Source organism: Ilumatobacter fluminis (assembly GCF_004364865.1).
GTDB lineage: Bacteria > Actinomycetota > Acidimicrobiia > Acidimicrobiales > Ilumatobacteraceae > Ilumatobacter > Ilumatobacter fluminis.
Genome location: NZ_SOAU01000001.1, coordinates 1,156,126 through 1,182,912 on the forward strand (window position 1 = coordinate 1,156,126; position 26,787 = coordinate 1,182,912).

At 69.8% G+C, this 26,787-nt stretch carries 25 protein-coding genes; 15 read left to right on the forward strand and 10 right to left on the reverse strand.

The window, feature by feature from the left end; translation table 11 throughout:
* The first annotated feature begins 92 nt into the window (after positions 1–92).
* The 5 genes from BDK89_RS05110 to BDK89_RS05130 are packed head-to-tail and all read left to right on the forward strand — an operon-like array spanning position 93 to position 5,151.
* Entirely contained in the window at positions 93–1,337 is a 1,245-nt protein-coding gene (locus BDK89_RS05110) for a C40 family peptidase (protein WP_133867917.1), read from the forward strand.
* A gap of 58 nt (positions 1,338–1,395) precedes the next feature.
* The gene (locus BDK89_RS05115) at positions 1,396–2,421 is read left to right on the forward strand and encodes a phosphotransferase family protein (RefSeq protein ID WP_243839100.1); all 1,026 of its coding nucleotides are present in this window, start codon (positions 1,396–1,398) and stop codon (positions 2,419–2,421) included.
* Between the two features lie 60 nt (positions 2,422–2,481).
* A complete protein-coding gene (locus BDK89_RS05120; protein WP_133867919.1) occupies positions 2,482–2,772 on the forward strand; it encodes a metal-sensitive transcriptional regulator in 291 nt (96 codons plus the stop codon).
* A complete protein-coding gene (locus BDK89_RS05125) occupies positions 2,769–2,972 on the forward strand; it encodes a heavy-metal-associated domain-containing protein (RefSeq protein ID WP_133867920.1) in 204 nt (67 codons plus the stop codon). Before BDK89_RS05120 ends, BDK89_RS05125 begins: the two co-directional genes overlap by 4 nt.
* Positions 2,947–5,151 (forward strand): heavy metal translocating P-type ATPase, encoded by a 2,205-nt coding sequence (locus tag BDK89_RS05130; protein WP_133867921.1) that lies wholly within the window; start codon positions 2,947–2,949, stop codon positions 5,149–5,151. The genes BDK89_RS05125 and BDK89_RS05130 overlap by 26 nt, the downstream gene beginning before the upstream one ends.
* A gap of 14 nt (positions 5,152–5,165) precedes the next feature.
* Here BDK89_RS05130 and BDK89_RS05135 read toward each other — a convergent pair whose 3' ends face one another.
* A complete protein-coding gene (locus tag BDK89_RS05135; protein WP_133867922.1) occupies positions 5,166–5,552 on the reverse strand; it encodes a cupin domain-containing protein in 387 nt (128 codons plus the stop codon).
* 92 nt (positions 5,553–5,644) lie between these two features.
* Between BDK89_RS05135 and BDK89_RS05140 the strand changes: the two genes are divergently transcribed.
* The gene (locus BDK89_RS05140) at positions 5,645–6,403 is read left to right on the forward strand and encodes a hypothetical protein (protein ID WP_166657389.1); all 759 of its coding nucleotides are present in this window, start codon (positions 5,645–5,647) and stop codon (positions 6,401–6,403) included.
* Here BDK89_RS05140 and BDK89_RS05145 read toward each other — a convergent pair.
* The gene (locus BDK89_RS05145; RefSeq protein ID WP_133867924.1) at positions 6,385–9,102 is read right to left on the reverse strand and encodes a cation-translocating P-type ATPase; all 2,718 of its coding nucleotides are present in this window, start codon (positions 9,100–9,102) and stop codon (positions 6,385–6,387) included. The two genes, BDK89_RS05140 and BDK89_RS05145, sit on opposite strands and share 19 nt — an antisense overlap.
* Before the next feature lie 79 nt (positions 9,103–9,181).
* On the opposite strand from BDK89_RS05145, the gene BDK89_RS05150 reads away from it, so the two are divergent.
* The gene (locus BDK89_RS05150; RefSeq protein ID WP_166657390.1) at positions 9,182–10,108 is read left to right on the forward strand and encodes a sodium:calcium antiporter; all 927 of its coding nucleotides are present in this window, start codon (positions 9,182–9,184) and stop codon (positions 10,106–10,108) included.
* A gap of 25 nt (positions 10,109–10,133) precedes the next feature.
* Here the strand turns inward: BDK89_RS05150 and BDK89_RS05155 are convergent, their stop codons facing one another.
* From BDK89_RS05155 to cobO, 7 genes are all read right to left on the reverse strand, one after another.
* Entirely contained in the window at positions 10,134–10,553 is a 420-nt protein-coding gene (locus BDK89_RS05155; protein WP_133867926.1) for an META domain-containing protein, read from the reverse strand.
* A 48-nt stretch (positions 10,554–10,601) separates the two neighbouring features.
* Complete coding sequence (locus BDK89_RS05160) at positions 10,602–12,851, reverse strand: molybdopterin-dependent oxidoreductase (RefSeq protein WP_133867927.1); 2,250 nt, start codon at positions 12,849–12,851, stop codon at positions 10,602–10,604.
* A gap of 151 nt (positions 12,852–13,002) precedes the next feature.
* The gene (locus BDK89_RS05165; RefSeq protein WP_133867928.1) at positions 13,003–13,917 is read right to left on the reverse strand and encodes a DUF368 domain-containing protein; all 915 of its coding nucleotides are present in this window, start codon (positions 13,915–13,917) and stop codon (positions 13,003–13,005) included.
* A gap of 21 nt (positions 13,918–13,938) precedes the next feature.
* Positions 13,939–14,997 (reverse strand): cupin domain-containing protein, encoded by a 1,059-nt coding sequence (locus tag BDK89_RS05170; protein ID WP_133867929.1) that lies wholly within the window; start codon positions 14,995–14,997, stop codon positions 13,939–13,941.
* Positions 14,998–15,045: 48 nt separating this feature from the next.
* On the reverse strand, positions 15,046–15,798 hold the full coding sequence (locus BDK89_RS05175; protein WP_133867930.1) for an adenosylcobinamide-GDP ribazoletransferase: 753 nt from the start codon (positions 15,796–15,798) through the stop codon (positions 15,046–15,048).
* A complete protein-coding gene (locus BDK89_RS05180) occupies positions 15,795–16,337 on the reverse strand; it encodes a bifunctional adenosylcobinamide kinase/adenosylcobinamide-phosphate guanylyltransferase (RefSeq protein ID WP_208293973.1) in 543 nt (180 codons plus the stop codon). Before BDK89_RS05180 ends, BDK89_RS05175 begins: the two co-directional genes overlap by 4 nt.
* A 7-nt stretch (positions 16,338–16,344) precedes the next feature.
* The gene (gene cobO / locus BDK89_RS05185) at positions 16,345–16,923 is read right to left on the reverse strand and encodes a cob(I)yrinic acid a,c-diamide adenosyltransferase (RefSeq protein ID WP_133867931.1); all 579 of its coding nucleotides are present in this window, start codon (positions 16,921–16,923) and stop codon (positions 16,345–16,347) included.
* A gap of 260 nt (positions 16,924–17,183) precedes the next feature.
* Between cobO and BDK89_RS05190 the strand changes: the two genes are divergently transcribed.
* From BDK89_RS05190 to cbiB, 6 genes are read left to right on the forward strand one after another with little or no spacing between them, the layout of a single operon-like run.
* Positions 17,184–18,212, forward strand: a complete 1,029-nt coding sequence (locus BDK89_RS05190; RefSeq protein ID WP_133867932.1) for an ABC transporter substrate-binding protein — start codon at positions 17,184–17,186, stop codon at positions 18,210–18,212.
* An 8-nt stretch (positions 18,213–18,220) separates the two neighbouring features.
* Positions 18,221–19,264, forward strand: a complete 1,044-nt coding sequence (locus BDK89_RS05195) for a FecCD family ABC transporter permease (RefSeq protein ID WP_133867933.1) — start codon at positions 18,221–18,223, stop codon at positions 19,262–19,264.
* Positions 19,261–20,046: an ABC transporter ATP-binding protein gene (locus BDK89_RS05200; RefSeq protein ID WP_133867934.1), complete on the forward strand. Its 786-nt coding sequence runs from the start codon at positions 19,261–19,263 to the stop codon at positions 20,044–20,046. The genes BDK89_RS05195 and BDK89_RS05200 overlap by 4 nt, the downstream gene beginning before the upstream one ends.
* Positions 20,043–20,939, forward strand: coding sequence for an aminotransferase class I/II-fold pyridoxal phosphate-dependent enzyme (locus BDK89_RS05205; protein ID WP_133867935.1), 897 nt, complete (start codon positions 20,043–20,045; stop codon positions 20,937–20,939). The genes BDK89_RS05200 and BDK89_RS05205 overlap by 4 nt, the downstream gene beginning before the upstream one ends.
* A complete protein-coding gene (locus BDK89_RS05210; protein ID WP_133867936.1) occupies positions 20,936–22,306 on the forward strand; it encodes a cobyric acid synthase in 1,371 nt (456 codons plus the stop codon). Before BDK89_RS05205 ends, BDK89_RS05210 begins: the two co-directional genes overlap by 4 nt.
* Positions 22,300–23,217, forward strand: a complete 918-nt coding sequence (gene cbiB, locus BDK89_RS05215; RefSeq protein WP_133867937.1) for an adenosylcobinamide-phosphate synthase CbiB — start codon at positions 22,300–22,302, stop codon at positions 23,215–23,217. The genes BDK89_RS05210 and cbiB overlap by 7 nt, the downstream gene beginning before the upstream one ends.
* Here cbiB and BDK89_RS05220 read toward each other — a convergent pair.
* Positions 23,201–24,091: an EamA family transporter gene (locus tag BDK89_RS05220; protein WP_133867938.1), complete on the reverse strand. Its 891-nt coding sequence runs from the start codon at positions 24,089–24,091 to the stop codon at positions 23,201–23,203. The two genes, cbiB and BDK89_RS05220, sit on opposite strands and share 17 nt — an antisense overlap.
* A gap of 248 nt (positions 24,092–24,339) precedes the next feature.
* Between BDK89_RS05220 and BDK89_RS05225 the strand changes: the two genes are divergently transcribed.
* Together BDK89_RS05225 and BDK89_RS21650 are read left to right on the forward strand one after the other, a co-directional pair.
* Positions 24,340–25,452 carry a lysylphosphatidylglycerol synthase domain-containing protein gene (locus BDK89_RS05225; RefSeq protein ID WP_133867939.1) on the forward strand — a complete coding sequence of 371 codons (1,113 nt, stop codon included), beginning with the start codon at positions 24,340–24,342 and terminating at the stop codon, positions 25,450–25,452.
* Positions 25,453–25,504: 52 nt separating this feature from the next.
* Positions 25,505–26,785, forward strand: a complete 1,281-nt coding sequence (locus BDK89_RS21650) for a M23 family metallopeptidase (protein WP_166657391.1) — start codon at positions 25,505–25,507, stop codon at positions 26,783–26,785.
* Positions 26,786–26,787: the final 2 nt, after the last annotated feature.

The following is a 26,787-nucleotide window of genomic DNA, read 5'->3' on the forward strand; positions in this document are numbered from 1 at the left end:
GCCCGCTGACGTCCGGATCACGGCGTCTCGCAATACACTCGCCGTATTCGCAACGCGTTCGTAATACTCGTTACACTCTCTCGCTGACCCGTATGAAGCTCCGTCGTCACCTCTCCCGCACCGCCGTCGCCGCCGCCACGATCCTGCTCGCCGCCCCCGCTGTCTTCCCCGAAGTCGCCTCCGCCGCTGTCGGCGAGGCCGAAGCCGAGGTGCAGCGCATCGTCGACGAACTCGAGCGCCTTCAGACCCAGGCCGACATCCTCGCCGAGGACTACGCCGAGGCCGTCGACCAGAAGGGCCAGCTCGACGTCGAGGTGGTCGAGGCCGAGCAGCGAGTCGCCGCCAAGCAGGCCGAACTCAACGAGCTGCGAGGCGACCTCTCCGAGGTGGCCATCCGCTCGTTCACCGGCTCGGGCGCCGACGTGCTCGGCCCGCTGTTCTCGAGCCCGACCCAGTACGGCGAAGGCTTGCAGCGCGATCAGTACAGCCGGGTCGCCCTGTCGGTCGGCACCACCACCACCGACGACCTCGACGAACTGATCGCCGACCTCGATCAGGAGAAGGCCGACCTCGAGTCGAAGCGTGCCCAGGTCGAAGCGCTCACCCAGACGATCTCCGAGAAGCAGGAACAGACCGAGCAGCTCACGGCGCAGTACGTCGAGGCTCGCGTCGATGCCGAGGCTCGCCTCGGTGAGGAGATCCGCAAGGAGGAAGAGCGACGCGCCGCCGAGGCGTACGCAGCCCTCCAGGCCGAACTCGCCGCCCAGCAACAGGCTGCGGCCAACACCAGCTCCAACGGCGGTGGCGGCGGCGGTGGTGGCGACACCAGCAACTCCGGCGGCACGTCGAACTCGAACAGCGGTGGCTCGAACGACTCGGGCACCAGCAACTCGGGAAACAGCTCCGGCAACTCCGGCAGCAGCAACTCGGGGAGCTCCGGCAGCTCGGGGAGCTCCGGCGGCGGTTCGAGCGCCCCGGCCGTGTCCGGTCTCGCCGGCATCGCCGTTCAGGCCGCCTACGGCCAGCTCGGCGTCCCGTACCGCTACGCGACGAGCCTGCCGGGCGTGTCGTTCGACTGCTCCGGTCTGACGCACTACGCCTGGGGTCAGGCCGGTGTGTACCTGCCCCGCAACTCGCGTGCCCAGGCTGCCGCCACGCCCCGCGTGTCGCCGGCCGCCGCACAGCCCGGCGACCTGATCTTCTACTACTCGCCGATCAGCCACGTCGGCATCTACGTCGGTGGCGGTCAGCTCGTCCACGCCCCCAACTCGGGCACCGTGGTCAAGGTGGCGAGCGTGAGCTGGAACAAGGTCACCGCCGTCGGCCGCCCCGGCTGATCACACCGCAGCCGCCACGATCTCTCCTCCGGGCGCCGGGTTCGCTACCGTCGCCGCCGTGCAGGGCATCAACCACGACCGCGTCTCCGCCTGGCTCGCCGATCACATCGACGGCGCCCAGCCTCCCTTCGAGTTCTCGCTGATCACCGGTGGTCGGTCGAACCTGACCTTCGCCGTGGTCGACGGCAACGGCCGCAAGCTCGTGCTGCGCCGACCGCCGACCGGCCACGTGCTCGCCACCGCCCACGACATGGCACGCGAGCATCGCATCATCTCCGCCGTCGGCAAGTCCGGCGTGCCGGTGCCCACGACGCTCGGGCTGTGCACCGACGAGTCCGTGAACGACGCTCCGTTCTACGTGATGGACTATGTCGACGGTCAGGTGCTCGACTCGCCCGAAAAGGCCGATCTGCTGCCCGTCGAGCTGCGGGAACCGGCCAGCCACCATCTCATCGACGTGCTCGCCGACCTGCACGCCGTCGACATCGACGAGATCGGCCTGGGCGATCTGGCCCGCCGCGAGGGGTACATCGAGCGCCAGCTCAAGCGGTGGTCGACGCAGTGGGCGAACTCGAAGACCCGGGACCTCCCGGTGGTCGACGAGGTGGCGACCCGGCTCGCCGCCGACGTGCCCGAACAGCAGGGCGTGTCGATCGCCCACGGCGACTACCGGTTCGGCAACTGCCTGGTCGACACCGCCGCCGGTCGCGTCGCCGCCGTGCTCGACTGGGAGCTGTGCACCCTCGGTGACCCGCTCGCCGACGTCGGCTACCTCGGCGTCTACTGGGTGAAGGGCGACGGTGAGGGTCGTCACAACGACCCGTCGAGTGCTCCCGGCTTCCCCGCCTACGAAGACCTCGTCGCCCGCTACGCCGAGCGGACGGGTCGCGACGTCTCCCGAATCGACTACTACGTCGCCTTCTCGCACTGGCGGCTCGCCGTGATCAGCGAGGGGGTCTACGCCCGGTACCTGCACGGTGCGATGGGCGACCAGGCCGACGAGACCGCCCTCGAGCTCTTCAAGGTGGCCACCGAGGACTTGGCGACGAAGGCACGCGACGCCCTCGACCGTCTCGACGCCTGACACATCCCGCCCGGTGGGCGGGGGGTTGCGCGAGATGGGGTACCCCCGTAGGGTACCCGTATGGCCAATCCCGGATACCACGACGACAAGGCGAAGATCCTCGCCCGACTGAAGCGTGTCGAAGGACAAGTCCGCGGACTCCAGCGGATGGTCGAGAACGACACGTATTGCATCGACGTCCTCACCCAGGTGTCCGCGGCCACACGCGCCCTGCAGTCGGTCGCCGTCGAACTCGTCGACGACCACCTCCGCCACTGCGTGAGCAATGCCGTGCAGTCCGACGATCCCGGTGAAGCCGACCGCATCATCACCGAAGCAACCAACGCCATCGAAAGGCTGGTCAAGTCATGAGCGCCACCCTCACCTTCAACGTCCCCGGCATGACCTGCGGCCACTGCGAAACGGCCGTCAAGAACGAGGTCGGACACGTTCCGGGCGTCACGGCGGTCGCCGTCGACCTCGATACCAAGGACGTCACCGTGACTGGCACCGATCTCGACCGCGACGCGATCGTCGCCGCCATCGATGAAGCCGGCTACGACGTCGCCTGATCGGCCCGCCGCCGAGACGTCCGCCGATACCGGCGCCGTCGACCTCGACGTGACCGGCATGACGTGCGCCGCCTGTGCGGCGCGCATCGAGCGCAAGCTCAACAAGCTCGACGGTGTCAGCGCCTCGGTCAACTACGCGACCGAGCGTGCACACATCACCCTCGCCGATCGCTCGGTCGACGTGGCCGAACTGATCGCCACCATCGAGGCGACCGGATACGGTGCCCACGAACCCGACCCGGCGGCCGACGAACCCGACCGCGCGGCCGAACTCCGCCGTCGGCTGGTCGTCGCGGTCGTGCTCGGACTGCCGGTGCTGCTGCTCTCGATGATCCCGGCGCTGCAGTTCGACGGCTGGCAGTGGGTCGCCCTCGTGCTCGCGACGCCGGTCGCCACGTGGTCGGCGTGGCCGTTCCACCGGGCGATGGCGCTCAATCTCCGCCATCGCAGCGCCACGATGGACACGCTGGTGTCGATCGGCGTGATCGCCGCGTACCTCTGGTCGCTCTGGGCGCTCCTCTTCACCTCAGCCGGCGAGATCGGCATGGAGATGTCGATGTCGATGGACGTCGGTGCCACCGGTGAACCCCACATCTATCTCGAGGTCGCCTCCACGGTCGTCGCATTCATCCTGGCGGGTCGCTACTTCGAGGCGAGGGCGAAGCGCCGCTCAGGCGACGCGCTCCGTGCCCTGCTCGACCTCGGCGCCAAGGATGTCGCGGTCCTCGACGACGGTGTGGAGCGTCGCATCCCGGTCGAGCAGCTGGCCGTCGGCGACCGGTTCGTCGTGCGCCCCGGCGAGAAGGTGGCGACCGACGGTGTGATCGTCGAGGGCGCATCAGCGATCGACCGATCGCTCGTCACCGGCGAGAGCCTGCCCGTCGACGTGGTCGTCGGCGACGCCGTCACCGGGGCGACCGTCAACACCGACGGACGACTCGTCGTCGAGGCCACCCGTGTCGGCAGTGACACCCAACTCGCCCAGATGGCGAAGCTGGTCGAAGACGCTCAATCGGGCAAGGCGCCCGTCCAACGGCTGGCCGACCGCGTCTCGGCCGTGTTCGTGCCGATCGTGGTCGTGCTCGCGATCGCGACGCTCGTCGTCTGGCTGATCGCCACCGGCGACGCCGAGCGGTCGTTCGCCGCCGCCGTGTCGGTGCTCATCATCGCCTGTCCGTGTGCGCTCGGGTTGGCGACGCCGACGGCGTTGCTGGTGGGTACCGGCCGCGGCGCCCAGCTCGGGATCCTGATCAAGGGACCGGAGATCCTCGAGCAGACGCGACAGGTCGACACGATCGTGCTCGACAAGACCGGCACCGTCACGACCGGGGAGATGACCCTCGTCGACGTTCGCCCGGCGACCGACGTGTCGCCCCAGGCGCTGCTCGAGGTGGCGGCGGCCCTCGAGTCGGCCAGCGAGCACCCGATCGCCCGGGCCATCGTCGCCGGGGCCGCCCAGCGCGACACGACCGTCGCGTCGGTCGACGACTTCGTGAACCTGCCCGGTTCCGGCGTGACCGGCTCGGTCGACGGTGTCCGGTACGAGATCGGCCGTCCGTCGGTCGACGTCGAGATCGGTGCCGGACAGACCGTCGTCGAGCTCCGGCGTGGCGCCGAGGTACTCGGCCACCTCGCCGTGGCCGATGCTCCCAAGGCGACGTCGGCGGCCGCTGTGGCCCGGTTCCGCGACCTCGGGCTCGAACCGGTGCTGCTCACGGGCGACAACGCGGCGACGGCCCGGTCGGTCGCCGACGAGGTCGGCATCGACGAGGTGCGGGCCGAGGTCCTCCCCGCCGACAAGGTCGCAGTCGTGTCCGAATTGCAGGGCGCAGGCCGAACCGTCGCCATGGTCGGTGACGGTGTCAACGACGCGGCGGCCCTTGCCCAGGCCGATCTCGGCATCTCGATGGGCAGTGGCACCGACGTCGCCATCGAGGCGAGCGACCTCACCCTGGTCCGCGACGATCTGACCGCCGCAGCCGACGCCATCCGCCTCTCACGCCGCACCCTCGCCACCATCAAGGGCAACCTGTTCTGGGCATTCGCCTACAACGTCATCGCGATCCCGGTCGCCATGTCGGGCCGCCTGTCGCCCGCCATCGCCGGTGCCGCCATGGCCTTCTCCAGCGTGTTCGTCGTCACCAACAGCCTCCGCCTCCGCCGCTTCGAGCCAGCCTGACGCACACCATCTGTTCAGCGAGGGCGGTGGGTGGTGCCGTCGCCCCAGGTGATGATGACGAGGCGGGCCGGGCCCATGGCGTCGGCGGTGTGCCACACGCCGGTCGGGACGATCACGTACTCCGGCGCCTCGACCACCAGTTCTGCGACGGTGGCGTCGTCGTCGAGGCGGAAGCGGACTTTGCCCTCGGTGACCAGGATCAACTCGTCGCCCTTCGGGTGCATCTCCCACACGTCCCAGTCGGCGTTCATCTCGAACGAGGTGACGAGTCGGCCGGTGTGCAGCTCGGGTCGGTCGTCGATCGTGGCCCAGAAGTCGGGCCCGACGTCGATGAGCGTCAGGTCCGGTCCCGCCGCCAGGTGTGGGTACGTCCGGTCCGGATGATGTGAGCGAGCCTCCATACCGGACCCATCGTCGCGCGAGCAGGAACTCCCTCGCGCCGTCGGGTCGACGGTGGGTGGTGGTCGTTGTCGGGTAGACAGGGGGTGTGGCCGTGCGTGACCGGGCTGAGCAGAAGGCGAACGAGTGGGTGAACCGGCTCGTCAACAAGCTCGGGCCCGCCGAGTCGCTGCGGATCGCCACCAACATGTTGTCGACCATCGACGATGTGTCGGCCAACCGCTGGGAAGCCGCCAAGGAGCGCGCCGAATCGATGGACGGCCTGCTCCGGCCCGAGAAGATCGACCTGCTCACCCGCAGCATGGCTCGCGAGCTCGCGGCCACCGGTGCCGCTGCCGGTGCCGCCGCGGCGGCGCCAACCGTCGGTACCTCCGCCACCCTCGTCGCCACCCTGAGCGAGCTCGTGTGGTTCACCGGCCGAGTCGGCGACCTGGTCTTGACGATCGCGGCCATCCACGGTCGCGAAGAACCGAGCGTCGACGAGCGTCGCGCCTGGGTGCTCGCCGTCCTCATCTACGGCAGCTCCGCCCGTGACGGCTTCTCGCGAGCCGTGAACGAGGCGACGATCGGCAAGTCGGTCGCCGCCGATGGCCGAGTGCCGATCACCACGATCCAGATGGCCAACCGGTTCATGTCGAAGGCGCTGCTCCGCACCTACGGCTCACGCCGGGGTCTGGCAGCGATCGGCCGGCTCCTCCCGGCCGGCATCGGGGCGGCGGTCGGGGGAACGACGAACTATCTCGCCGTGCGGGCCCTCGCCCGGAACGCCGACCAGTTCTTCGCTCGCCTGCCGTACTCGGCGATCGACGCCGAGTCGACCGACATCACCGGCCGTCAGCTCAGCGCCGGCTGACGACGCATCGCCGCTCGGGTGAACACCTTGCGGATCTCGCCGGCGGCAAGGACCACGGCGGCAAGGGCGCAGCAGACGGCCCAACGCTCGGCGTCGAGCGGCACCGTGTCGAACGCATCGTTCAGGAACGGCAGGTGCACCACCGCGACCTGCAAGAGCACCGTGACGGCCACGGCGAGCCAGAGCAGGCGGTTCTCGAACGGCCGAACGAAGGCGCTGACCACGTCGCTGCGCGAGTTGAAGGCGTTGCCGACCTGTGCGATCACGAGCGTCGTGAACACCATCGTGCGTGCCGTGGTGATGTCGCCATCGCCCTCGATGAACCCGCCCGGCATCTCGAGGTCGAACGCGAGCAGCGCCACGAAGGACGACACGAGTCCGATCAGCCCGATCGTGACCATCATCGGCTTGTCGATCACCCGGTCCTCCATGCCCCGGGGTGGGCGAGACATCACCTCGTCGACAGCGGGGTCGACGCCGAGTGCCATCGCGAGGGCGCTGTCGGTCAGGAGGTTGATCCACAAGATCTGCGTGGCGAGGAGCGGCACCGCCAGCTCGCCCTCGACGGCGTCGAGCCCGATCAGGCCGGCGCCCAGCACGCCGAACAGCATCACGAGCACCTCGCCGGTGTTTGACGCCAGCAGGTAGCGGATGACCTTCTGCAGGTCGGCGAAGATCTCCCGGCCCTCGCGGACCGCCCGCAGGATGGTCGAGAAGTTGTCGTCGGTCAGGATCACGTCGGCGGCCTCCTTCGAGACCTCGGTGCCGGTGATCCCCATCGCCACGCCGATGTCGGCGGTTCGCAACGCCGGAGCGTCGTTGACGCCGTCGCCCGTCATCGAGACGACGTTGCCGTCGGCCTGCAGCTCCGCGACGATGCGCAGCTTGTCGTCGGGTTCGACGCGGGCGTGAACGGCGTCGACGTCGAGCTGATCGGCGATCCGTTGCGCCGTGCGCGGATGATCGCCGGTGATCATGACGACCTGGATGCCGGCTTCGTGTGCCTCACGGATCGAGTCGGCGACCTCGTCGCGCGGCGGGTCGACGATGCCGACCACGCCCAGCCAGACCATGTCCTCCTCGTGGTCGGGGCCGATCGTGGTCGCCCCCCGCTCGACCTCTCGGTAGGCGACCGCCAAGGTCCGCAGCGCCCGGTCGGCCAGGCCGTCGACCGTGGCGAGGAGCGCCGCTCGGCGCTCGTCGTCGAGGGGGAGGTCGTCGCCGTCTCGTCGTTCGCGGGTGCACCGGTCGAGGAGGACGTCGGGCGCTCCCTTCGAGATCATCAGCATGCGCTCGTCGTCGCCATCGCGCTGCAACGTGGTCATCATCTTCCGCTCGGACGTGAACGGCACGACGTCGAGCCGGTCGAAGCGGGCCTCACGGGCGGCGACGTCTGCGACCTTGTGCTCGGCGACGAGGAAGGCGATCTCGGTCGGGTCGCCACGCACGTCCCACTGATCGTCGCCGTCGGACTCGATCGCGGCGTCGCTCGCCAGCGCTCCGGCCGCGAGCAGATACCGCAGCTCGGCGGCGATGGGCCCGCTCTGGAGCCGTTCGCCGTTCAGCACCGCATCGCCGATCGGTCGGTAGCCGACACCCGTGATCTCGATTTCGACGTCGCCGACGACGGCGGCCACGACCGTCATCTCGTTGCGGGTGAGGGTGCCCGTCTTGTCGGTGCAGATCACCGAGGCCGAACCGAGCGTCTCGACCGACGAGAGCCGTTTGACGATCGCGCCGTGCTCCGCCATCCGCTGCACCCCGAGCGCCAGGACGATCGACATGATCGCCAGGAGCCCTTCCGGCACTGCTGCGACCGCCAGCGAGACGCCGACGACGAGGGCGTCGATCACGCCGGTGAACGAGCGGTCGTCCGAGGTCAGCAGGACCGATCCGACCACCACGACCGAGAGGCAGACGACGAGGATGCCGAGCATCTTGCCGAGCCACGAGATCTGACGCTGGAGTGGTGTCTCACCGGAGTCGGCGGCGCCGAGCAGTTCGGCGATCTTGCCGATCTCGGTGCGCATGCCGGTCGCCACGACGACAGCGCGTCCGCGGCCGCGCGTGACTGCGGTGCCGCTGTAGACCATGTTGGTGCGGTCGGCGAGCGCAGTGTCGGTCGCGAGCGGATCGGTGGTCTTGGTGACCGGTTGGCTCTCGCCGGTGAGCGGTGCCTCGGCGACGTCGAGGCCGGCACTGTCGACCATGCGGCAATCGGCGCTCACGGCGTCGCCCTCCTCGAGGGCGAGCACGTCGCCGACGACGAGCTCGGACGAGAGGATCTCGACGACGCGTCCGTTCCGGATCACGAGCGCGTGCGGCGACGTCATGTCCTTCAACGCGGCGACCGCCTGCTCGGTGCGCATCTCCTGCCACAGGCCGAGCGCGGCGTTCAGGATCACGATCGTCGCGATCACGACCGGCTCGATCGGGAAGCCCTCGGCCCCTTCCGCGATCCAGGCGATGAGCGAGATCACGATCGCCGCCAGGAGGAGGGCGACGAGCGGGTCCTTGAACTGGGCGACGACCCGTTCCGAGAACGGCACGGGCGGTGCCTCGACCAACTCGTTCGGGCCGTCGCGTTCGAGCCGGCCGGACGCCTGTGCATCGTCGAGGCCTCGAACGATGTCGCTGTCGAGCGCGGCGACGACCTCGTCACCAGTGATGGTCCACGGGGCGGATGCAGGTGCGTTCATACGGCGGGCTCATGCTCCCACCTTTTCGGCCGGTCGTTCGACCCTTGTGCCGGAAGTCCCGCAGCGTCAGGATCGAAACGTGGTCGTGGTCTGGATCGTCGCGCTGATCGGCGGTGTCGTCCTCGCCGCGGTCGGCAGCCGTCGAGCCGTCACGTCGGCGCTCGTCGTGTCGGACCGATTGGGCGTGAGCGCCGGCCTGGTCGGGGTGACGGTGCTCGCCGTCGGCACCGACCTTCCCGAGATCGCCAACTCGATCAGTGCCTCGGTGACCGGTCACGGCGACCTCAACGTCGGCAACGCGACCGGATCGGCGCTGACCCAGATCACGCTCGTCCTCGCGCTGCTGATCGCGGCGAGCGGGTTCCGGCTCGACCTCCGGGAGCGTCTCGACGTGGTGGTGACGACCGGGGTCGCCACGGTGATCGGCCTGGTCCTCCTGCTGGTGCTGGTGAGCGACGGCACGTTGAGCCGACTCGACGGCCTGCTCCTCGTGACACTCTGGCTCGCCAGCATCCTCCTGCTCCGCCAGTCCGAGCCGACCCCGCTGCGGCCCCGGGGTGGCTCGGGCGTGGGCCTCGAGGTCGGCACGACGCTGCTGTGGTTGGCGATCGTGGCCGGAGCGGCGACCGTGGTGGTGTACTCGTTCGTCGAGCTGGCGGACCGGTTCGGGGTCCCGGAGTTCGTCGCCAGCGCACTCGTGCTCTCGCTCGGCACCTCGCTCCCGGAACTCGTCGTCGACTGGACCGCGGTCCGCCGGGGCGCCGGGATGCTGGCGATCGGCGACCTGTTCGGCTCGTCGCTGGTCGACGCCACGCTCGCGGCCGGCATCGGACCGCTGATCCGTTCGATCTCCGTGTCCGACACGGCGATCGCCGGGACGATCGTCATCGCCGTGGGCTGCGCCGCTGCCACGCTCGTGGTGGCGACGGTGAGGCACCCGCCGGTCGCTGCGACCCTCCTGCTCGGGGTCTACGCCGCTGCCGTGCTCGTGGTCGTGTTGGTGTGACGCTCCGGCGGCGTCGGATTGCTCGCTAGCGCTCGGTGAGGACGAGGGTGCTGTCGCCCTGGATGGTGAGGGTGTCGCCGTCGAGGGTGACCGACGGTGACGACGACAGCAGCACGACGATCCGGTCGTCCTGTGCCATCAGCGCGTCGTCGCACGCCATCATCGTGCTCGTCATGGTGTCGACCTGGAGGTTGCCGTCGTCGACCGAGTAGCCGCCGTTCTGGACGTTGCAGCCGGCGTTGGCCGACAGACCACCCCCGGCGAAGTCGATGGTGATCTCCGAACCTTCGACGATGCCGTCGGGCTCGAACGAGGTGGCGACGAACGTGCGACCGTCGAGGTCGTCGGTCGTCACGCCGCTGTCGTCGTCACCGCCGCAGGCGGCGACGAGTGGGGTCAGGAGTGCGGCCGCGAGGGCCAGGGTCGAGAGGCGTCGAGTGTGCATCGAACGCGAACTGTACGCCGTCGCATGGGCAGCGAGTGCGCGACCCGGTCAGCTCGGCGAGACGGTCACCGGGACCCCGTTGAGGGCGATGTTGCCGCTGATCTCGTCGTAGAACAGCTCGTCGGTCAGCACGTTCGTGTTGACACCTCGGTACTCCTGCGCGACCCGCAGCTGGACGCCGGGCAGGTTCTGGCCGAAGCCGTGCGGGATGCTGACGACACCCGGACGGATGCCGTCGGTGACCTCGACGTCGATCGACACCTCGCCGACACGGGACTGCACCGTGGCGGGAGCACCGTCACGCAAGCCGAGTCGGTCGGCGTCGTCGGGGTGTACCTGCAGGGTGCACCGGTTGCGACCTTTGGTCAGCACGCGCACGTTGTGCATCCACGAGTTGTTCGACCGGACGTGACGCCGTCCGACGAGCACCATGTCGTCTGCCTCGCGGTCGAGCGACGCGGTGAAGCGATCCATGTCGGCTCGCATCGCGTCGGGGAACGCCTCGATCTTCCCCGATGGGGTGCGCAACACGTCGGGCACCCGATCGGCTTCGAGCGCGCCCAGGTCGACCCCGTGCGGGTTGGCTTCGAGGACCGCCAGCGACAGCCCGTCGGGATCGGTGCCGAAGCCGTCGCCGTACGGACCGGTGCGGAGCATGATGTCGAGGAGTCGCTCCGGTCCCCGGCGACCGTCGAGTTGCTCGTTCAGTTCGGCCGGGTCGCGCCCGTGGATCGACGAGTGCTCGTCGCGAACGGCCGACCCGAGTACGGCTGCCGCGATCTGATCGTCGACTGCGTCGATGTCAGTGTTCGCCCCGCCGCCGCCGAGGAGTCCGGCGAGGCGCAGGATGATCTCCCATTCCTCGGGCTGGTCGTCGGGCGCATCGATGACGGCGGGGGAGTAGTTGGCCACGTTGTGGACCGCGAAGTTGAGCAGCGCGATGTCGTAGTGGCTCTTCTCGAGCGCGGACGGCGGCGGCAGGATCACGTCGGCGTGGCGGGTCGTCTCGTTGATGTACGGGTCGATCGACACCATGAACTCGAGCGATCCGAGCGCTGCGTCGAGACGCTCCGAGTTGGGGTTCGACGACACCGGGTTGCCGGCAACGGTGATGAGCGCCCGCACCTGGCCGTCGCCCGGCGTCTCGATCTCCTCCGGGAGTGCGGTCACCGGGAACTCGCCGAGCGACTCCGGCCTCCCTCCGGCACGACTCGTCACGCGACCGATCCGGATGCCGCGACCGGTGCCCGGAGCGCCCTTCGTCGACGGCTGGCCGACGGCGCCCTTGGCGAACATCGCGCCGCCGACCCGGTCGAGGTTGCCGCTCAGCAGGTTGACGATGTCGACGAGCCACGAGGCGAGCGTGCCGAACTCCTGCGTGCACGTGCCGATTCGGCCGTACACCGCGGCAGTGGGTGCGGCCGCCACATCGTGTGCGAGGGTGCGAATCGTGTCGGCGTCGAGTCCGGTCGCCGTTTCGACCCGTTCGGGCGTGAACGGACCGAGCGCGTCGACCACGTCGTCGAGCGCGTTCGTGTGTTCGGCGAGTCGGCCGACATCGGCGAGCCCGTCGGTGACGAGCACGTTGGCGATCGCGGCGAGCAGGTGTGCATCGCCACCGGGTCGGATCGCGAGGTGTCGGTCGGCCCGTTCGGCCGTCTCGCTGCGTCGCGGGTCGACGACGACGATCGTGCCGCCGCGTTCCTGGATCCGATCGAGGCGCCCCGGGAAGTCGGGTGCGGTGCACAGCGAACCGTTGGAGGCGTGGGGGTTGGCGCCGAGCATCAGGAGGAAGTCGGTCCGGTCGAGGTCGGGCACCGGCACGCTCACCGAACCGAACATCAGGCCGGCGGACAATTCCTTCGGTCGTTGGTCGACCGTCGAGGCGGAGAATCGATTGCGGCTCCCGAGCGCCGTGATGAGGCTGCGGTTGTACAGCATCGGGCCGAGGCTGTGTGCGCCGGGGTTGCCGAGGTAGATCGCACACGAGTCCCGGCCGTGCTCCTGGAGCAGCGGCATCAGACCCGCCTCGATCGTGGCGAACGCCTCGTCCCACGACACAGCGACGAACTCGCCGTCACGCCGCACGACCGGCTGCCGCAGGCGGTCGGGATCATCGTGGAGGTGGCCGAGCGTCGAACCCTTCGGGCAGATGTAGCCGCCCGAGAACACGTCGTCCCGGTCGCCGCGGATGCGCTTTACCGCCTCGGTGCCGTCGTCGCCGGTGGTGAGGGTGATCTCGAGGCCGCACCCGGCCTCGCACAGCGGACACGTGCGAACAGCGATGCGCTCACTCATGCGCCGAGGCTAGAACGTCCCCGTCGCGCACCCGCTGTCGGAGTCGAAGGCGCTCAAGTCGGTTGAGGTCAGACCCCAACCGACGGGGTGACTCGGACCACGCCCTGCTGGGCGGTCGGTTGGGGTCTGACCTCAACCGACGGGTCTGGACTCAGGCGATGGGGTCGGCCTTGTCGAGGCGGGTGGCGACGAGTTCGACGCCGATCACGAGGACGGCGCCGGCGACGGCGAGCAGGATCGGCACGAGCACGTCGCCCGAGGGCGAACCGAGCTCGGTCGTCGCGGTGCCGCCGGGCCATGCCCACAGCACGCGCAGCGACCCGAGCATCAACCCGATCATCGCCGACATCACGAGATCGTGATGGTGCTCGAGCGCCCAGTTGAGCCCGGTGGAGAACAGTGCCAAGCCGATCACGCAGCCGATGCCGAAGGCGGCGAGCGAGGTGAAGTCGCGATCGTTCACGGCGCCCAGCACCTCGGTGTACATGCCGAGCATGACGAGGATGAACGAGCCGGAGATGCCGGGCAGGATCATGGCGCAGATCGCGATCGCTCCGGCGCCGAGGAAGATCCACGGCGAACGGGTGACGACTTCGGCGGCGTCGTCGGCGACCTCGGTGTTGTTGCGCAGTCCGAGCACGAGGAACAGCACGAGGCCGACCACGAGCATCACGGAGAACTCGCGAGGCGACTTCTGGCGGACCAGTCGCCACGCCACCGTGATCGAGCCGACGACGAGGCCGAAGAACAGCCCGGCCATGCGAACGGGCTGCTCGTGCAGCAGGGTCTCGATGATCGACGACAGGGCGGCGATCGCCACCAGGATCCCGGCGAGCAGCGACAACAGCCAGACCCACTCGACCTTGCGCAGCGACGGCACCACTTCGGAGAACCGGCCTCGCAGGACCTCCTTCAGCACGTGCGCGCCGGCGTGGACGTTGCGGATCAGGCGCTCGTAGATCCCGAGCACCAGCGCCACCGTGCCACCGGAGACGCCCGGCACGATGTCGGCAGCACCCATCGCGAAACCGCGACCGGCTTGAGCGAGAGGCGTCGGGATCGGCACGATCGGTGAGGCTATCCGACGCTACGACGGGCCGGCCGGGATCGTCACCACGAGCAGCAGGCAGTCGTCGGACGGGTCGAGGAAGCGGTGCGGCAGCCCAGACGGCACGGCGACGCTGCTCCCGGCGGTGAGGAGGACGGCGGGCCGTCCCTCGATCGCGAACCGCAGGCTCCCGTCGAGCACTACGATCAGCGCGAACTGTGTGTCGAACGCGAGGAGTTCGTCGGGAATGTCGCCGGTGCCGGACGGACGCACGAGGCGAACGCCGGCGTAGCCGTTCGTGCCGGTCGCCACGCCGGTATCGCATGCCTCCCAGCCGGGGATCCGCCCGGGCTCCCACCGGGCGTCGGCGTGGACGTGTCGGACGAATCGTTGGCCGTCCCACTGGTGTTCGGCAGGCAGCAGTTCGTCGGGGAGCGGATGCTCCCAATCGGCGATCGTCTCGTGTTCGGCGGGACAGCCGACCTCGACCACCTCGAGCCCGGGTGATGCCTCGAGAACCCGGTGACGGATGCCGGGCGGCTGGGTCACGACGTCGCCGGGGTGCATGACGAATGGTTCACCCTGGCCCTCGTAGACGACCTTCACCCACCCGGTCTTCACGGCGATCATCTGGAACCGCACCCGGTGGTAGTGCACGTAGTCGGGCACCGGCCCGCCGTCCGGGATGGTGATGATCGACCCGATGTAGCGGCCGCCCCAGCGATCGGGGATCAGGTCGTGGTAGCGCATCCCGGCGCGACCGGCCGGTCCGGAATCCTCGTGGTGTCGGATGGTCAACGTCGGATGACATTCCGGCATGTCGATGCCCGAGTCGGGGGTCGTGAACGACACGCGCGTGCCGCCCGGCAACCGGACCGGTCCGCGGGGCGCGTCGACGGTCAGGAGGAGTTCGGTCGGTCGGGACGGGACCCCGGCCTCGAGCCGGAGGGTCGCCTCGTCACGCGATACGACCGCCGTGGTGGGCGCGTCGGCGGGAAAGATCTGCTCGACACGAAACCCGTAGTCGTCGAGCAGCGCCGCCAGATCGTCCTCGAAGCGGTCGGTCGTGACGACCACCTGCGTCCCTCGTTCCCCCATGGGCGCATGGTAGGTGAGCGTCGATGTCGCCGACCGGATCGGATCGGCTCACGACCACCAGAGGCTGTGTCGCATCGCGAGGCCCGATGCGACCACGAGCACGGTGCACTCGACGACCTGTTCGATCGCGCCGAGAACGTCGCCGGCGAGACCACCGATCTTGCGAACCGAGAGCACGACGACCGCAGCCGTTCCGACGACGGCGCCGCCCACCAACGGCAGCACCCACCATCCGGTCGCGAGCGTCGCGATGCCGACGCCGGTGATGCCGCAGACCACGGCTGCGACCGGCGCGAGATCTCGGCCCGCCGACGCCCCGAGGCCGCTCTCGCTGGCCGGCGGTGCTGCCTTCATCGCAACGACGGCTGCTGTGCGGCCGAGTGTGTGTGCAGCGACGAAGGCGGCGAACACCGATGCCGCGGACACGATCGACGCTGCGGCCACGACTCGCACCACGATCGACGACGCGAGTGCTGCGACGCCGTACGTGCCGTGTCGCGAGTCCTTGAGGATCTCGAGCCGGCGTTCGACCGTGACGCCGCCCCCGAAGGCATCAGCGATGTCGGCCAGCCCGTCCTCGTGGAACGCGCCGGTGATCGACAGGCCGGTCACCACCGCGAGTGCGGCAGCGACGGAGACCGGCACGAGTTCGCCGAGGCCGGCGGCGACTCCACCGACGACCACGCCGATGAGGGCGCCCACCACCGGGAACCACGGCAGGACTCGCTCGTGGGGGATGGCCGACGAGGTGCGGACTGGGATCCGGGTGAGGAACTGGACGGCTCCGACAAATCCGCTCATGCGAGCTCGTCCGGCTCGTGGAGTGGCAGCGCACGTCCTGCGACGATCAGCAGCGCTCGCTCCGACGCCGACACCCAGCGCTGGTTCACCCGGCCGAGCGCGTCGCGGTAGGCGCGGCCGAGTTCGGATGGCGGCACGATGCCGAGCCCGACTTCGTTCGTCACCACGATCGTCGCACCGTCGCGGGCGAGCGAGGCCTCGACGGCGTCATCGGCGCAGGCGAGCACGTCGGCCTCGCCGTGACCGTGATGCATGAGGTTGCCCACCCACGTGGTGATGCAATCGATCACGATCACGCCGCGGTCGATCGCTCGGATCGCTCCGGCGAGGTCGATCTCCTCCTCGACGGTCGACCAGGTGGCGGGTCGGTCGGCTCGGTGTCGGGCGATGCGTGCCTCCAGGTCGAGGTCGCCGTCGATGCGCGGACTCGTCGCCAGGTACGTCACCGGTTCGCCGCCGACACCGGCGAGCCGCTCGGCGAACGAGGTCTTGCCGGCGCGCGCCCCGCCGAGCAGGACGGTGATTCGGGCGCCGCTCACCGTGCGCTCAGTAGTCGATGCCGCGCTTGGCCCGGATGCCGGCCTGGTATGCGTGCTTGACCTCGCGCATCTCGGTCACCGTGTCGGCCAACTCGACGATCTCCGCAGGGGCGTCGCGTCCGGTGACGACCACGTTGACGTGATCGGGGCGGTTCCGGATCGTGGCGACGACGTCGTCGAGATCGATCCAGCCCCACGAGCACAGATAGGTGAGTTCGTCGAGGAGCACCAGCTTGTAGTCGCCCGACTCGATCACCGTCTTGGCGGTGTTCCACCCCTCGCGGGCGTGGGCCTTGTCGACCTCGAGGTCGTCGCTGTCCCAGGTGAAGCCGTCGCCGAACGAATGCCAGTCGACACCGAGCTGTCGGCCGATCTTCTCCTCGCCGACCTTCCAGTCGCCGGACTTGATGAATTGGCAGACGGCGACCGGCCAATCGGCGGCGAGCGCCCGCATCATCACCCCGAACGCGGCCGAGCTCTTGCCCTTGCCGTTGCCGGTGTTGACGAGCACCAGCGACGGCGCACTGCGCAGGCCGTCGGGCCGTGGATCGTCGGTGAGCGCGTCGGTCGTCTCGGCGTCTGACATGGCTGCGAGCATACGAAGACGGTTGCCGACGCGCATCACGTCGCCGCTACAGTGCTGGCTGCACGGTTGGTGCGAAGTCCGGTGGGAGTCCGGCGCTGTCCCGCAACGGTGATGTCGACGAGGCCCGAGAGGGCGTCGATCGAACGAGCCCGGTCGAACCCTCCCGTCGCGCGAAACCCAGACCCTCGAGGCAAGGGCGGTTCGCAGGCCGGTCACACCGGTCGCTGACCCACTTGTCCTCCCAACGTGGAGGAACTTCCATGCAACATCGACTGCTGGCCGGCATCGTCGGCCTGTCCCTCGTCGTGGCCGCGTGCGGCGACGACTCGTCGACCGACACCGCCGACACGACCGACACCGTCGCCGACTCGACCGTCGCGACGACCGAGGCACCGGCCGACACGACGGTGCCGACGACACCCGACACCACCACCCCGGACACGACCACACCCGACACGACGCCGGCGACGACGGCTCCGACGCCGGACACGACCGAGCCGTCCGACGACGAACTGCGCCTGCTGTCGCTGTCGCCCGCACTGACCGAGATGGTCTTCGCGATCGGCGCCGACGACCTGCTGGTTGCCGTCGACTCGTTCTCGAACTACCCGCCCGAGGCGATGGAGCTCCCGAACGAGCTGTCGGCGTACGAGCCGAACGTCGAAGCGATCGCCGGCTACGAGCCCGACGTCGTCCTGATCTCGGGCGACTTCACCGGTCTCGGCGACCAGCTCGAGCCGCTCGGGATCGAGGTGTGGGACGGTCCGGCCGCCACCACGCTCGACGACACCTACGCCCAGATCGAGGGGCTCGGTGAGCTCACCGGCAACGAGGACGAGGCCGCTGCGGTCGTCGCCGACATGCAAGCCGACATCGACGAGATCGTCGCGTCGTTGCCGCCGGCACCCGAGCAACCGCTCACGTACTTCCACGAGCTCGGTCCCGAGCTGTACACGGCGACCTCCGACACGTTCATCGGTGCCGTCTACGGCTTGCTCGGTCTCGAGAACGTCGCCGATGCCGCCGCCGACGAGACCTCGTACCCGCAGCTGAACGCCGAGTTCCTGATCGAGGCGAACCCCGATCTGATCTTCCTCGCCGACACGAAGTGCTGTGGCGAGTCGATCGACACCGTGTCCGAGCGCCCGGGCTGGGACGCCATCGCAGCGGTCGAGAACGGTGCCGTCATCGAGATGGACGACGACATCGCCTCGCGCTGGGGCCCGCGCATCGTCGAGTACCTGCAGGCGGCAGCCGACGCCGTCCAGGCGCAGCTCGCAGCGGCCTGATCGAACTCATGGCGACGAAGCGACTCGGACCGGTCGGGTGGTACCTGACCGCGGCCGCGTCGCTCCTCGTCGCGATCATGATCGGCGCGATGGTCGGCCCCGCCGGCCCGCCCGCGTGGCGGGTGCCGCTGGCGTTCATCGACCACCTGCCGTTCATCGACATCGACTCCGGCGTCAGCGACTCGGAGTGGGCGATCATCTGGCAGATCCGGATGCCGCGCGTGATCCTCGGCGGTCTCGTCGGAGGCATGCTCGCTGTAGCCGGGTCGAGCTATCAGGGCGTGTTCCGGAACCCGCTCGTCGACCCGTATCTCCTGGGCGCGGCGTCCGGTGCCGGATTGGGTGCCACGATCGCGCTCACCGTCGGCCGCAGCGCGACCGAGTCGTGGAGTTTCGACCCGGTGGTCGCGGTCGCCTTCATCGTGTCGGTCGTGACGGTCCTGGTCACCTACCTGGTGGGCGGTGCGTTCGGCGGCCGAGCCCAGTCGGGCGCCACCCTCGTGTTGGCCGGCGTCGCCGTGGTCAGCTTCACGACGGCGATCCAGACGTTCCTGCTCCAGCGCAACGTCGATCGGGTCCAGGAGGTCTACTCGTGGATCCTCGGTCGCCTCTCCACCGCCACCTGGGCCGACGTGACGCTCGTGCTCCCGTACGTCGCCATCAGCGTGCTCGTGCTGATGCTGCATCGTCGCCACCTCGACGTCATGCGAGTCGGTGACGACGAGGCGGCGACGCTCGGCATGAACGTCCGACGGACACGGCTGATCATCATCGTCGCCGCCACCCTCGGCACCGCGGCCGTGGTCAGTGTGAGCGGGCTGATCGGCTTCGTCGGTCTGATCATCCCGCACATGATCCGGCTCGCCGCCGGCGTGGGATATCGGCGACTGATCCCGCTCTCGTTGATGATCGGCGGCGCGTTCCTCATCCTGGCCGACGTGCCCGGTCGGGTCCTCACGAGCCCGGCCGAGACACCGATCGGGGTCGTCACGGCCTTCCTCGGCGCGCCGTTCTTCATCGTGCTGCTCCGCACCCGGAGGATCGGGCCGTGAGTTCGCTCGAACTGCGCGACGTCGCCGTCAGCTATGGCGATCACGACGCCCTCGCCCCGTTCTCCGACCGCATCGCGCCCGGGGAGTGGCTCGGGCTGATCGGCCCCAACGGAGCAGGCAAGTCGACCCTGCTGCGGGCGATCGTCGGCTTGGTCAAGCGGCGCGGTGAGGTCGTGATCGACGGGGCGTCGGTCGACCTGCACTCGTCCCGGCGCCGCGCGGCGCTCGTCGCGTACGTGCCGCAGGAGCCGATCCTGCCCGACGACATGACTGCGTTCGAGTACGTGCTCCTCGGCCGCACGCCCTACGTCGGCTACTTCGCCACCGAGTCGAAGCACGATCGGGCCCTCGCACACGACGTGCTCGATCGGCTCGATCTCGGCGACTTCTCGGAGCGCCGGCTGGGCGAGCTGTCCGGCGGGGAGCGCCAGCGGATCGCGATCGCCCGTGCCCTCGCGCAGGAGGCGCCGGTGCTGCTCCTCGACGAGCCGACGAGTGCGCTCGACATCGGTCACCAGCAGCAGGCGCTCGAACTCGTCGAACGGCTCCGGCACGAACACGGCCTCACGGTGGTGTCGGCGATGCACGACCTCACGCTCGCCGGCATGTACTCCGACCGACTGGTGCTGTTGCACGGCGGTCGGGTCGTCGCGTCGGGCTCGGCGATCGACGTGCTGTCGGCGGAAACGTTGCGCGAGTTCTACGGCGTCCGGGTCACCGTCCAGCACGAAGACGACGGCACGGTCGTGGTCATCCCGCGTCGCGACGTGCTCGACACGTGAACGACCACGGCGGCCGGGTCGTCGCTGCGGCGAGAGAGCTCGGTTGCGGCGTCGACGACCTGCTCGACCTGTCGGCGAGCCTCAACCCGTTCGCCCCTGACGTGGCCCCCATCGTGGAGCGGGCTGCTCGCCGGTCGAGGTGGTATCCCGAGGAACGTGCGGCCACCGCAGCGATGGCCGCTGCACTCGGGGAACCCCCTGAACGCGTCGTTCTCACCAACGGAGCGTCCGAGGCGATCGCGGTCCTGGCGGCGTTGCACCCGGTCGGTGAGGTCGTCGATCCGGAGTTCTCGCAGTACCGCCGTCATCTGGGAGCGATCGAAGTCGGGGCGCCGCGGTGGCGGAGCAACCCCTCGGCGCCGTGCGGGCGGCTCGCCGCCACGACGGACGAGGCGTTCGTGTGGGACGAGTCGTTCCACGCGTTGGCGGCCGGCCGCTGGTCGCGCGGCGACTCGTCGTCGTGGCGGCTCGCGTCGCTCACCAAGACCTGGCGGTGCCCCGGCGTCCGGATCGGGTATGTCGTCGCTCCGACCGCCGGCGACGCCGAACGGTTCCGCGAATCGCGTCCCGAGTGGTCGGTCGGCGCCGCCGCGTGCGCCGTCGTCGAACAGCTGGCCGGGACGAGCGACCTCGTCGGCTGGGCGCGCCGTATCGCCGACGCTCGCCGTCATCTGGCCGACGGGCTCGCGGCGCGCGGCCTCGACGTCCGTGAGACCGACGCCAACTGGGTGCTCGTGCGCGACGGTGGACACCTCGTCGAGCCGCTGTTCCGCCGGCACGTCCTGGTGCGTGAACTGGGCAGCTACGGGTTGCCTGGATGGCTACGCGTCGCCGTCGCCGACGACGCCGGAACCGATCGCTTCCTCGCGACCGTCGACGAGGTGCTCCGATGACCACGCCCCTGATCGTGCTCGGGTGCACGTCGTCGGCCGGGAAGTCGTTGCTCACCGCAGCGCTGTGCCGGTGGTCGGCCCGGCGTGGCATCGACGTCGTCCCGTTCAAGGCGCAGAACATGTCGAACAACGCGCGGGTCGTGACGGGCGGGGAGATCGGCGTCGCTCAATGGCTCCAGGCCCGCGCTGCCGGTGTCGAGCCGACCGTGTCGATGAACCCCGTGCTCGTCAAACCGGAGGCGGACACCCGGAGCCAGGTCGTCGTCCGTGGACGTCGCGACCCGGCGATCAGCGCGCTCGCATGGGACGACCGACACGACCTGATGTGGGAGGCGATGCGGGAATCGTTCGACGAACTGAGGCACCGGCACGACCTGATCGTCATCGAGGGGGCAGGGAGCCCGGCGGAGATCAATCTGCGCGATCAGGTGAACAATCGGATGGTCGTCCACGCCGACGCTGCGGCGTTGCTGGTCAGCGACATCGACCGGGGCGGTTCGTTCGCCCACCTGTTCGGAACCTGGTCGCTGGTGCCGGAGGCGACGCGAACGAGGTTGCACGGCTTCGTCCTCAACCGGTTTCGCGGCGACCCGGCGCTGCTCGAGCCGGGACCGACGACACTCACCGACCTCACCGGCATGGCTCACGCCGGCACGGTACCGATGCTCCGCCACGAGCTACCCGACGAGGAAGGGGCGACCCTCCGCTCGCTCGGGCCGGTCGACGGTGACCGGGTGGCGATCGTCCGGTTCCCGTACGGTTCGAACCTCGACGAGTTCCGCCTGCTCCCGCTCGCTGCGCGGACGATCTGGACCGATGATCCGGCCGAACTCGAACGTGCCGACTGGATCGTGCTCCCCGGATCGAAACACGTCGCCGCCGACCTCGACTGGATGCGTCGACGAGGGCTCGACTCGGCGGTCGCAGCGGCCGCCCGCTCCGGACGTCGCGTCGTGGGCGTGTGCGGCGGGGCGATGATGCTCGGTCGTCGCATCCACGATCCCGACGGTGTCGAGTCGGACCGTTCCACGATCGACGGCATCGGTCTGCTGCCCTACGACACCCACATGGCCGGCGACAAGCTCGTGACGCCGACGACGGTGACCGTGGACGGGCTCGACGTCGACGGCTACGAGATCCGCCACGGTCGGCTGGTGGGCGTCGACGGTGCACCGATCGGAACGCTGGTCGAGCAGGGCGGCATCACGGCGACGACCGTGCACGGGGTGTTCGAAGACGAGCGGCTGCTCGAGCGGTGGTTCGCCCGGCGGGTCGTCGACCCGCTGCCGGACACGTTCGACCTGCTCGCCGATGCCGTCGACGAGCACCTCGACACCGACCTGCTCGAGCGTCTCATCGGATGCTGACCCCGCTCGCCGTGCTCGCCGCCGATCGGGTGGTCGGCGAGCCGCCCGCCCGTTGGCATCCCGTCGTGTGGTTCGGCCGGGCCGCGCACGAGGCCGAACGTCGGCTGTATCGAGATGGTGTCGCAGCAGGTGTGCTCCACTCCGCCGTTCTCGTCGGCGGCGCAGCCGGCATCGGGATCGTGATGAACCGCGTGCTCGGTCGTCGCACTGCTGCCGTGGTCGCCGGTGCGATGTCGGTCGCCGGCCGCATGCTCGCCGACGAGGTCACCTCCGTCGGATCAGCGCTCGCCGCGGATGACCTGGCGCTCGCTCGGCAGCGGGTGAGCCGCATCGTCGGTCGCGAGACGGGTTCGCTCGACGCCGGCGGTGTGGCGAGGGCAGCGATCGAGTCGCTCGCGGAGAACTCGGTCGATGCGGTCACTGCGCCGTTGTTCTTCGCTGCGGTCGGTGGTGCCCCGGCCGTCTTGGCGCACCGCGCGGTGAACACCCTCGACGCGATGGTCGGCCACCGCACCGACCGCTACGAACGGTTCGGCAAGTCGGCGGCGCGCATCGACGACGCCATGGCCTGGCTCCCCGCGCGGCTGACCGCAGCGGTCGTGATGACGGTCCGGCCGCGTCGCGCACGCCAGGTCGTCCTGATCGTTCGGCGCGACGCCCGTGCGCACCCGTCCCCGAACGGGGGAGTGGTCGAGGCGGCGTTCGCCGCTGCGCTGGGCGTTCGTCTCGGCGGCGTCAACCGCTACGGAACCGAGGTCGACGACCGCGGCACGCTCGGTGACGGAGGCCCTCCCACGTCGCTCGATGTCGGTCGGGCCGTGCGTCTCGCCCGGCAGACGTGGTGGGCAACCGCCGTGGTGCTGACGCTCGTCCGGCTCGGGGTGCCCCGCCGGATCAACCCCACACGGTGACGAGGACGACGCCGAGGAGGACGAGCCCACTCGCGAGATGGTCGGCCCGGGTGTGACGCTCGCCGAGCGTCACACGGGCGAGGACGAACGCGATGATCAGCTCGACCTGGCCGAGCGTCCGCACCTTCGCGGCGCTCTCGAGCGTGAACGCCCACGCCCACCCGATCGAGCCGAGCAGGCTCAACACGCCCACCGGGATCGCCGGTCGCCACGCGCCGATGGTCCGGGCGATCTGGGAGGGATCGGTGGCCACGAACCACCCGGCATTCAGCAGCGTCTGGACCACGAGCAACGCCGTGAGGGTGAGCACGGCGCGATCGAACGAGGGCGCATCGATCAGCGACCGAGAGGCCGATCCGATGCCGAGCGACGCAGCAGCGAACCCGGCGCCCGCTGCGAGTCCGAGCAGCGCGGCCGGATCGCCGGCCCGTTCCAGCAGGCTGGCCAACGAGCCCTTCGACGCGAGCCACGCGACGCCGATCGTGACCAGCACGGCACCGAACCAGCCGGCCGGACGGAGTGCGGTCTCGAAGCCGATGGCGCCGAGCGCAGCGACGAACAGCACCTCGGACTTCGAGTAGACGGTCCCGACCGCGAAGTCGCGCACCTTGAAGGACTGGAGGAGTGCAACGGTGCCGGCGATCTGTCCGACGGCCCCGACCAGGAGCGCCGGCCAGAACGAGGCAGGGACGCCGGGCAGGTCGCGGTCGAGCGCACCGAAGAGGACGAGGCTCAGCAGCAGAGCCAACGGGGCGCCGTAGGCGTAGCGGACGAAGCCGGCGGCAGCGGTCGAGAGCACCGAGCGGAGCTGGTGCTGACGTGACGTCCTCAGGATCTGGAACGTTGCGGCCGCGAGCGTGATGAGGATCCACATGGCTTGTCTCGAAATATGGGACTGGTTGTCCCGACGTGTAAGAACTGTAGCGGCGTCGGCCAGGCGAGCGCGAACCGCAGGGCATCGACCGGAATGCGGCGGTCGTGACCGGACGGTGACGACGGGATGTCGGGGAGATCAAGCTTCGGTCACGAGTGCGCTCCGGGGCTCGGATTGCCCCGATCGGCTGCCGATGCACTGGTACCCAAGGAGTGCGACAGCCGCCGCACACCGACGAGGAGCCCACGATGCGATCCCGCACGCGCCACATCCTGATGATCGCCGTCGCCGCCGGATTGCTCGCCGTGTTCGCGTCGGGGTACGGCGAACCGGTCCGTTTCATGATCGGACGGATCGGCGACCTGCGGCCGATTCCGGTCGTCGTCGGCGTCGCGGTGTCGATGCTGGCGATGTGGAACCGGGGATGGATGAACCAGGTCGCGCACGAGGCGGTCGGCGTGCGATGCGGGGCGACCGAGATGACTCGGACCGCAGCCGTCGGGTTCACCGCCCAGAAGGTCGTGAAGTCGGCCGGCGCCGCCGGGCTCGCCGTCTTCGTCCGGCACGGACGTCGACGCGGGCATCAGCCCGGCGCCGTCGTCGCCGCCTGCGTTCTCACGGCGGTCGCTGCCTTCCTGGCGCTCGGCGGACTGCTCGCCATCGCCATCGGCGTCCTCGCAGCGACGGATCGTCTGACCGGATGGTGGATCGCTGCCGCCGTCGGCTTCTCGCTCTACGCCGTCGTCGTGATCGTCGGCGCCGTCGTCGTGATCCGCAGCCGGTCGACGGTGTCGTGGGCGTGGGATCGGGTGCAGCGGCTGCGACGCCGTCCGCCGACGCCGATGCCGACGGGCTGGTTCGATGCCCTCGACGTCGGACGCCGACGCCCGACCGGGCTCGTGCGTCTCGTCGGACACGCCGTGCTCGGCAAGCTGCTCGGAGCCACCGTGCTCACCGCTGCGCTGGCCGCCACCGGGCTCGACGTCGGGCTCTCCGATGCCCTGATCATCTACGCCACGGCCCTCGCTGCCTCGATGGTGGCGATCGTGCCGGGTGGCGTCGGCGTGGTCGAGGGGTCGCTCGTCGCCCTGCTCGTCGCCGGCGGAGCCGAGGCAGGGCCGGCCGCCCTGGCCGTCGCCCTGTTCCGCGTGCTCGACCTGTGGTTGCCGGTATTGGCGGGGTTCATCGCCGCTCGAGGCGAGCTGTCGAACCGTGAACCTGAGGTCGAGGTCACCCCGGTCGTGTCGATGGACCCGGCCGGCGCCCCTCACGGCGCCGTGCTTGACGTCGTGCCCGGCCCGGCGCCCGATGCGTCGCCGGGCATCGCCGGCGCCGGTCGGCCGGTTCCCGCTCTCGTGTGAACGTCGCGGGGTGCTGCCCGTTGTTCGTCATCGTTCTGTAACGTTGTTGCTCGTGCCTGGAACAGCGACAACCCGGACGTGGGCCGCGATCGTCGGCTTGCTGGTGGCGTTCGCGCCCCACCACGTCGTCGTCGCGGGCGCCGACGACCCCGCTGCCGTGCAGGCAGCACGCGAGATCCAGGCAGCTCGCGACCGTGCCAACGCTGCAGCGCAGGCGCTGTTCGACGCCGAGTCGCAGATCGACGTGCTCTCGGGTGAGATCGAACTCGCCGAGGCACGTCTCGACGATCTCGAGGCCGAGGTCGGCGATATGCGCGACAGCCTCGCCGATGTCGCCGTCAGACGATTCGTCTCGGGTGGCGTCACCTCGAACCCGCTGCTGACCCCGCTCGACGAGGTCCAGGCGTCGTCTCGTGCGGCCGTGCTCAGCAGTACGGCGACGGGCGACGTGCTCGTGAGCGTCGACGATTTCGACGCGGCGATCGACGAGGTCAACGACGCGCGCTCCGACCTCGAACGCCAGCGGGCGCAGCAGCTGTCGGCCGTCGAGGAGTACGAGCAGCTGCGTCTGAACGCCGAAGCCGAGGTCGTCCGGTTGCAGGAGATCGAGGAGCAGCGGCTCCAGGACGTCGCCGTCCAACGCGAACTCGAACGCCAGCGTCAGGAACAGCTCGCCGCCGAACAGGCCGAACAGCAGCGTCAGGCCGAGGCGGCCGCAGCCGCGCAGCCCCAAGATCAGCCCCAGGCGGTGAGCGGCGGCAACTCCCAGGCCGTTGCCGACAGCGGCGGATCGAGCGACGACAGCGGTGGGTCGGACTCGAGCAGCGACGACGCCGGGAGCAACGACGCCGGCGGCTCGAACGACGAGCCTGCACCCGCACCCGCTCCAGCGCCCGCCCCCGAGCCGGCACCGGCGCCGGCCCCCGAGCCCGCGCCGGCACCCGTCACGTCGGGCATCGCCTGTCCGGTGCGTGGCGCCACCGGCTTCGCCGACACGTGGGGTGCACCCCGTTCGGGTGGGCGCACGCACAAGGGCGTCGACATGATCTCGGCCACGGGCACCCCGCTGGTCGCCGTCACGTCCGGCCGAGTGAACTTCAAGACGAACACACTCGGCGGGAACGCCGTGTGGCTCTACGGCAACAACGGCGACAGCTACTACTACGCCCACTTGAGTGCGTGGGAGGGTTCGAGCCGCACGGTCTCCAAGGGCGAGGTGATCGGCTACGTCGGTGCGACCGGCAACGCCGGCGTCCCGCACCTCCACTTCGAGATCCACCCGGGTGGCGGTTCGGCCGTCAACCCGTACCCCGCCGTCCGCGCCGCCTGCTGACC

What these genes read in the sequence shown, in the direction of transcription:
- BDK89_RS05190 (WP_133867932.1), top strand. Translation starts at nt 17,184, where the DNA reads ATGCAACATCGACTGCTGGCCGGCATCGTCGGCCTGTCCCTCGTCGTG.
- BDK89_RS05225 (WP_133867939.1), top strand. Translation starts at nt 24,340, where the DNA reads ATGCGATCCCGCACGCGCCACATCCTGATGATCGCCGTCGCCGCCGGA.
- BDK89_RS05110 (WP_133867917.1), top strand. Translation starts at nt 93, where the DNA reads ATGAAGCTCCGTCGTCACCTCTCCCGCACCGCCGTCGCCGCCGCCACG.
- BDK89_RS05160 (WP_133867927.1), bottom strand. Translation starts at nt 12,851, where the DNA reads ATGAGTGAGCGCATCGCTGTTCGCACGTGTCCGCTGTGCGAGGCCGGG.
- cbiB (WP_133867937.1), top strand. Translation starts at nt 22,300, where the DNA reads ATGCTGACCCCGCTCGCCGTGCTCGCCGCCGATCGGGTGGTCGGCGAG.
- BDK89_RS05120 (WP_133867919.1), top strand. Translation starts at nt 2,482, where the DNA reads ATGGCCAATCCCGGATACCACGACGACAAGGCGAAGATCCTCGCCCGA.
- BDK89_RS05195 (WP_133867933.1), top strand. Translation starts at nt 18,221, where the DNA reads ATGGCGACGAAGCGACTCGGACCGGTCGGGTGGTACCTGACCGCGGCC.
- BDK89_RS05125 (WP_133867920.1), top strand. Translation starts at nt 2,769, where the DNA reads ATGAGCGCCACCCTCACCTTCAACGTCCCCGGCATGACCTGCGGCCAC.
- BDK89_RS05130 (WP_133867921.1), top strand. Translation starts at nt 2,947, where the DNA reads ATGAAGCCGGCTACGACGTCGCCTGATCGGCCCGCCGCCGAGACGTCC.
- BDK89_RS05175 (WP_133867930.1), bottom strand. Translation starts at nt 15,798, where the DNA reads ATGAGCGGATTTGTCGGAGCCGTCCAGTTCCTCACCCGGATCCCAGTC.
- BDK89_RS05155 (WP_133867926.1), bottom strand. Translation starts at nt 10,553, where the DNA reads ATGCACACTCGACGCCTCTCGACCCTGGCCCTCGCGGCCGCACTCCTG.
- cobO (WP_133867931.1), bottom strand. Translation starts at nt 16,923, where the DNA reads ATGTCAGACGCCGAGACGACCGACGCGCTCACCGACGATCCACGGCCC.
- BDK89_RS05220 (WP_133867938.1), bottom strand. Translation starts at nt 24,091, where the DNA reads ATGTGGATCCTCATCACGCTCGCGGCCGCAACGTTCCAGATCCTGAGG.
- BDK89_RS05145 (WP_133867924.1), bottom strand. Translation starts at nt 9,102, where the DNA reads ATGAACGCACCTGCATCCGCCCCGTGGACCATCACTGGTGACGAGGTC.
- BDK89_RS05210 (WP_133867936.1), top strand. Translation starts at nt 20,936, where the DNA reads ATGACCACGCCCCTGATCGTGCTCGGGTGCACGTCGTCGGCCGGGAAG.
- BDK89_RS05170 (WP_133867929.1), bottom strand. Translation starts at nt 14,997, where the DNA reads ATGGGGGAACGAGGGACGCAGGTGGTCGTCACGACCGACCGCTTCGAG.
- BDK89_RS05135 (WP_133867922.1), bottom strand. Translation starts at nt 5,552, where the DNA reads ATGGAGGCTCGCTCACATCATCCGGACCGGACGTACCCACACCTGGCG.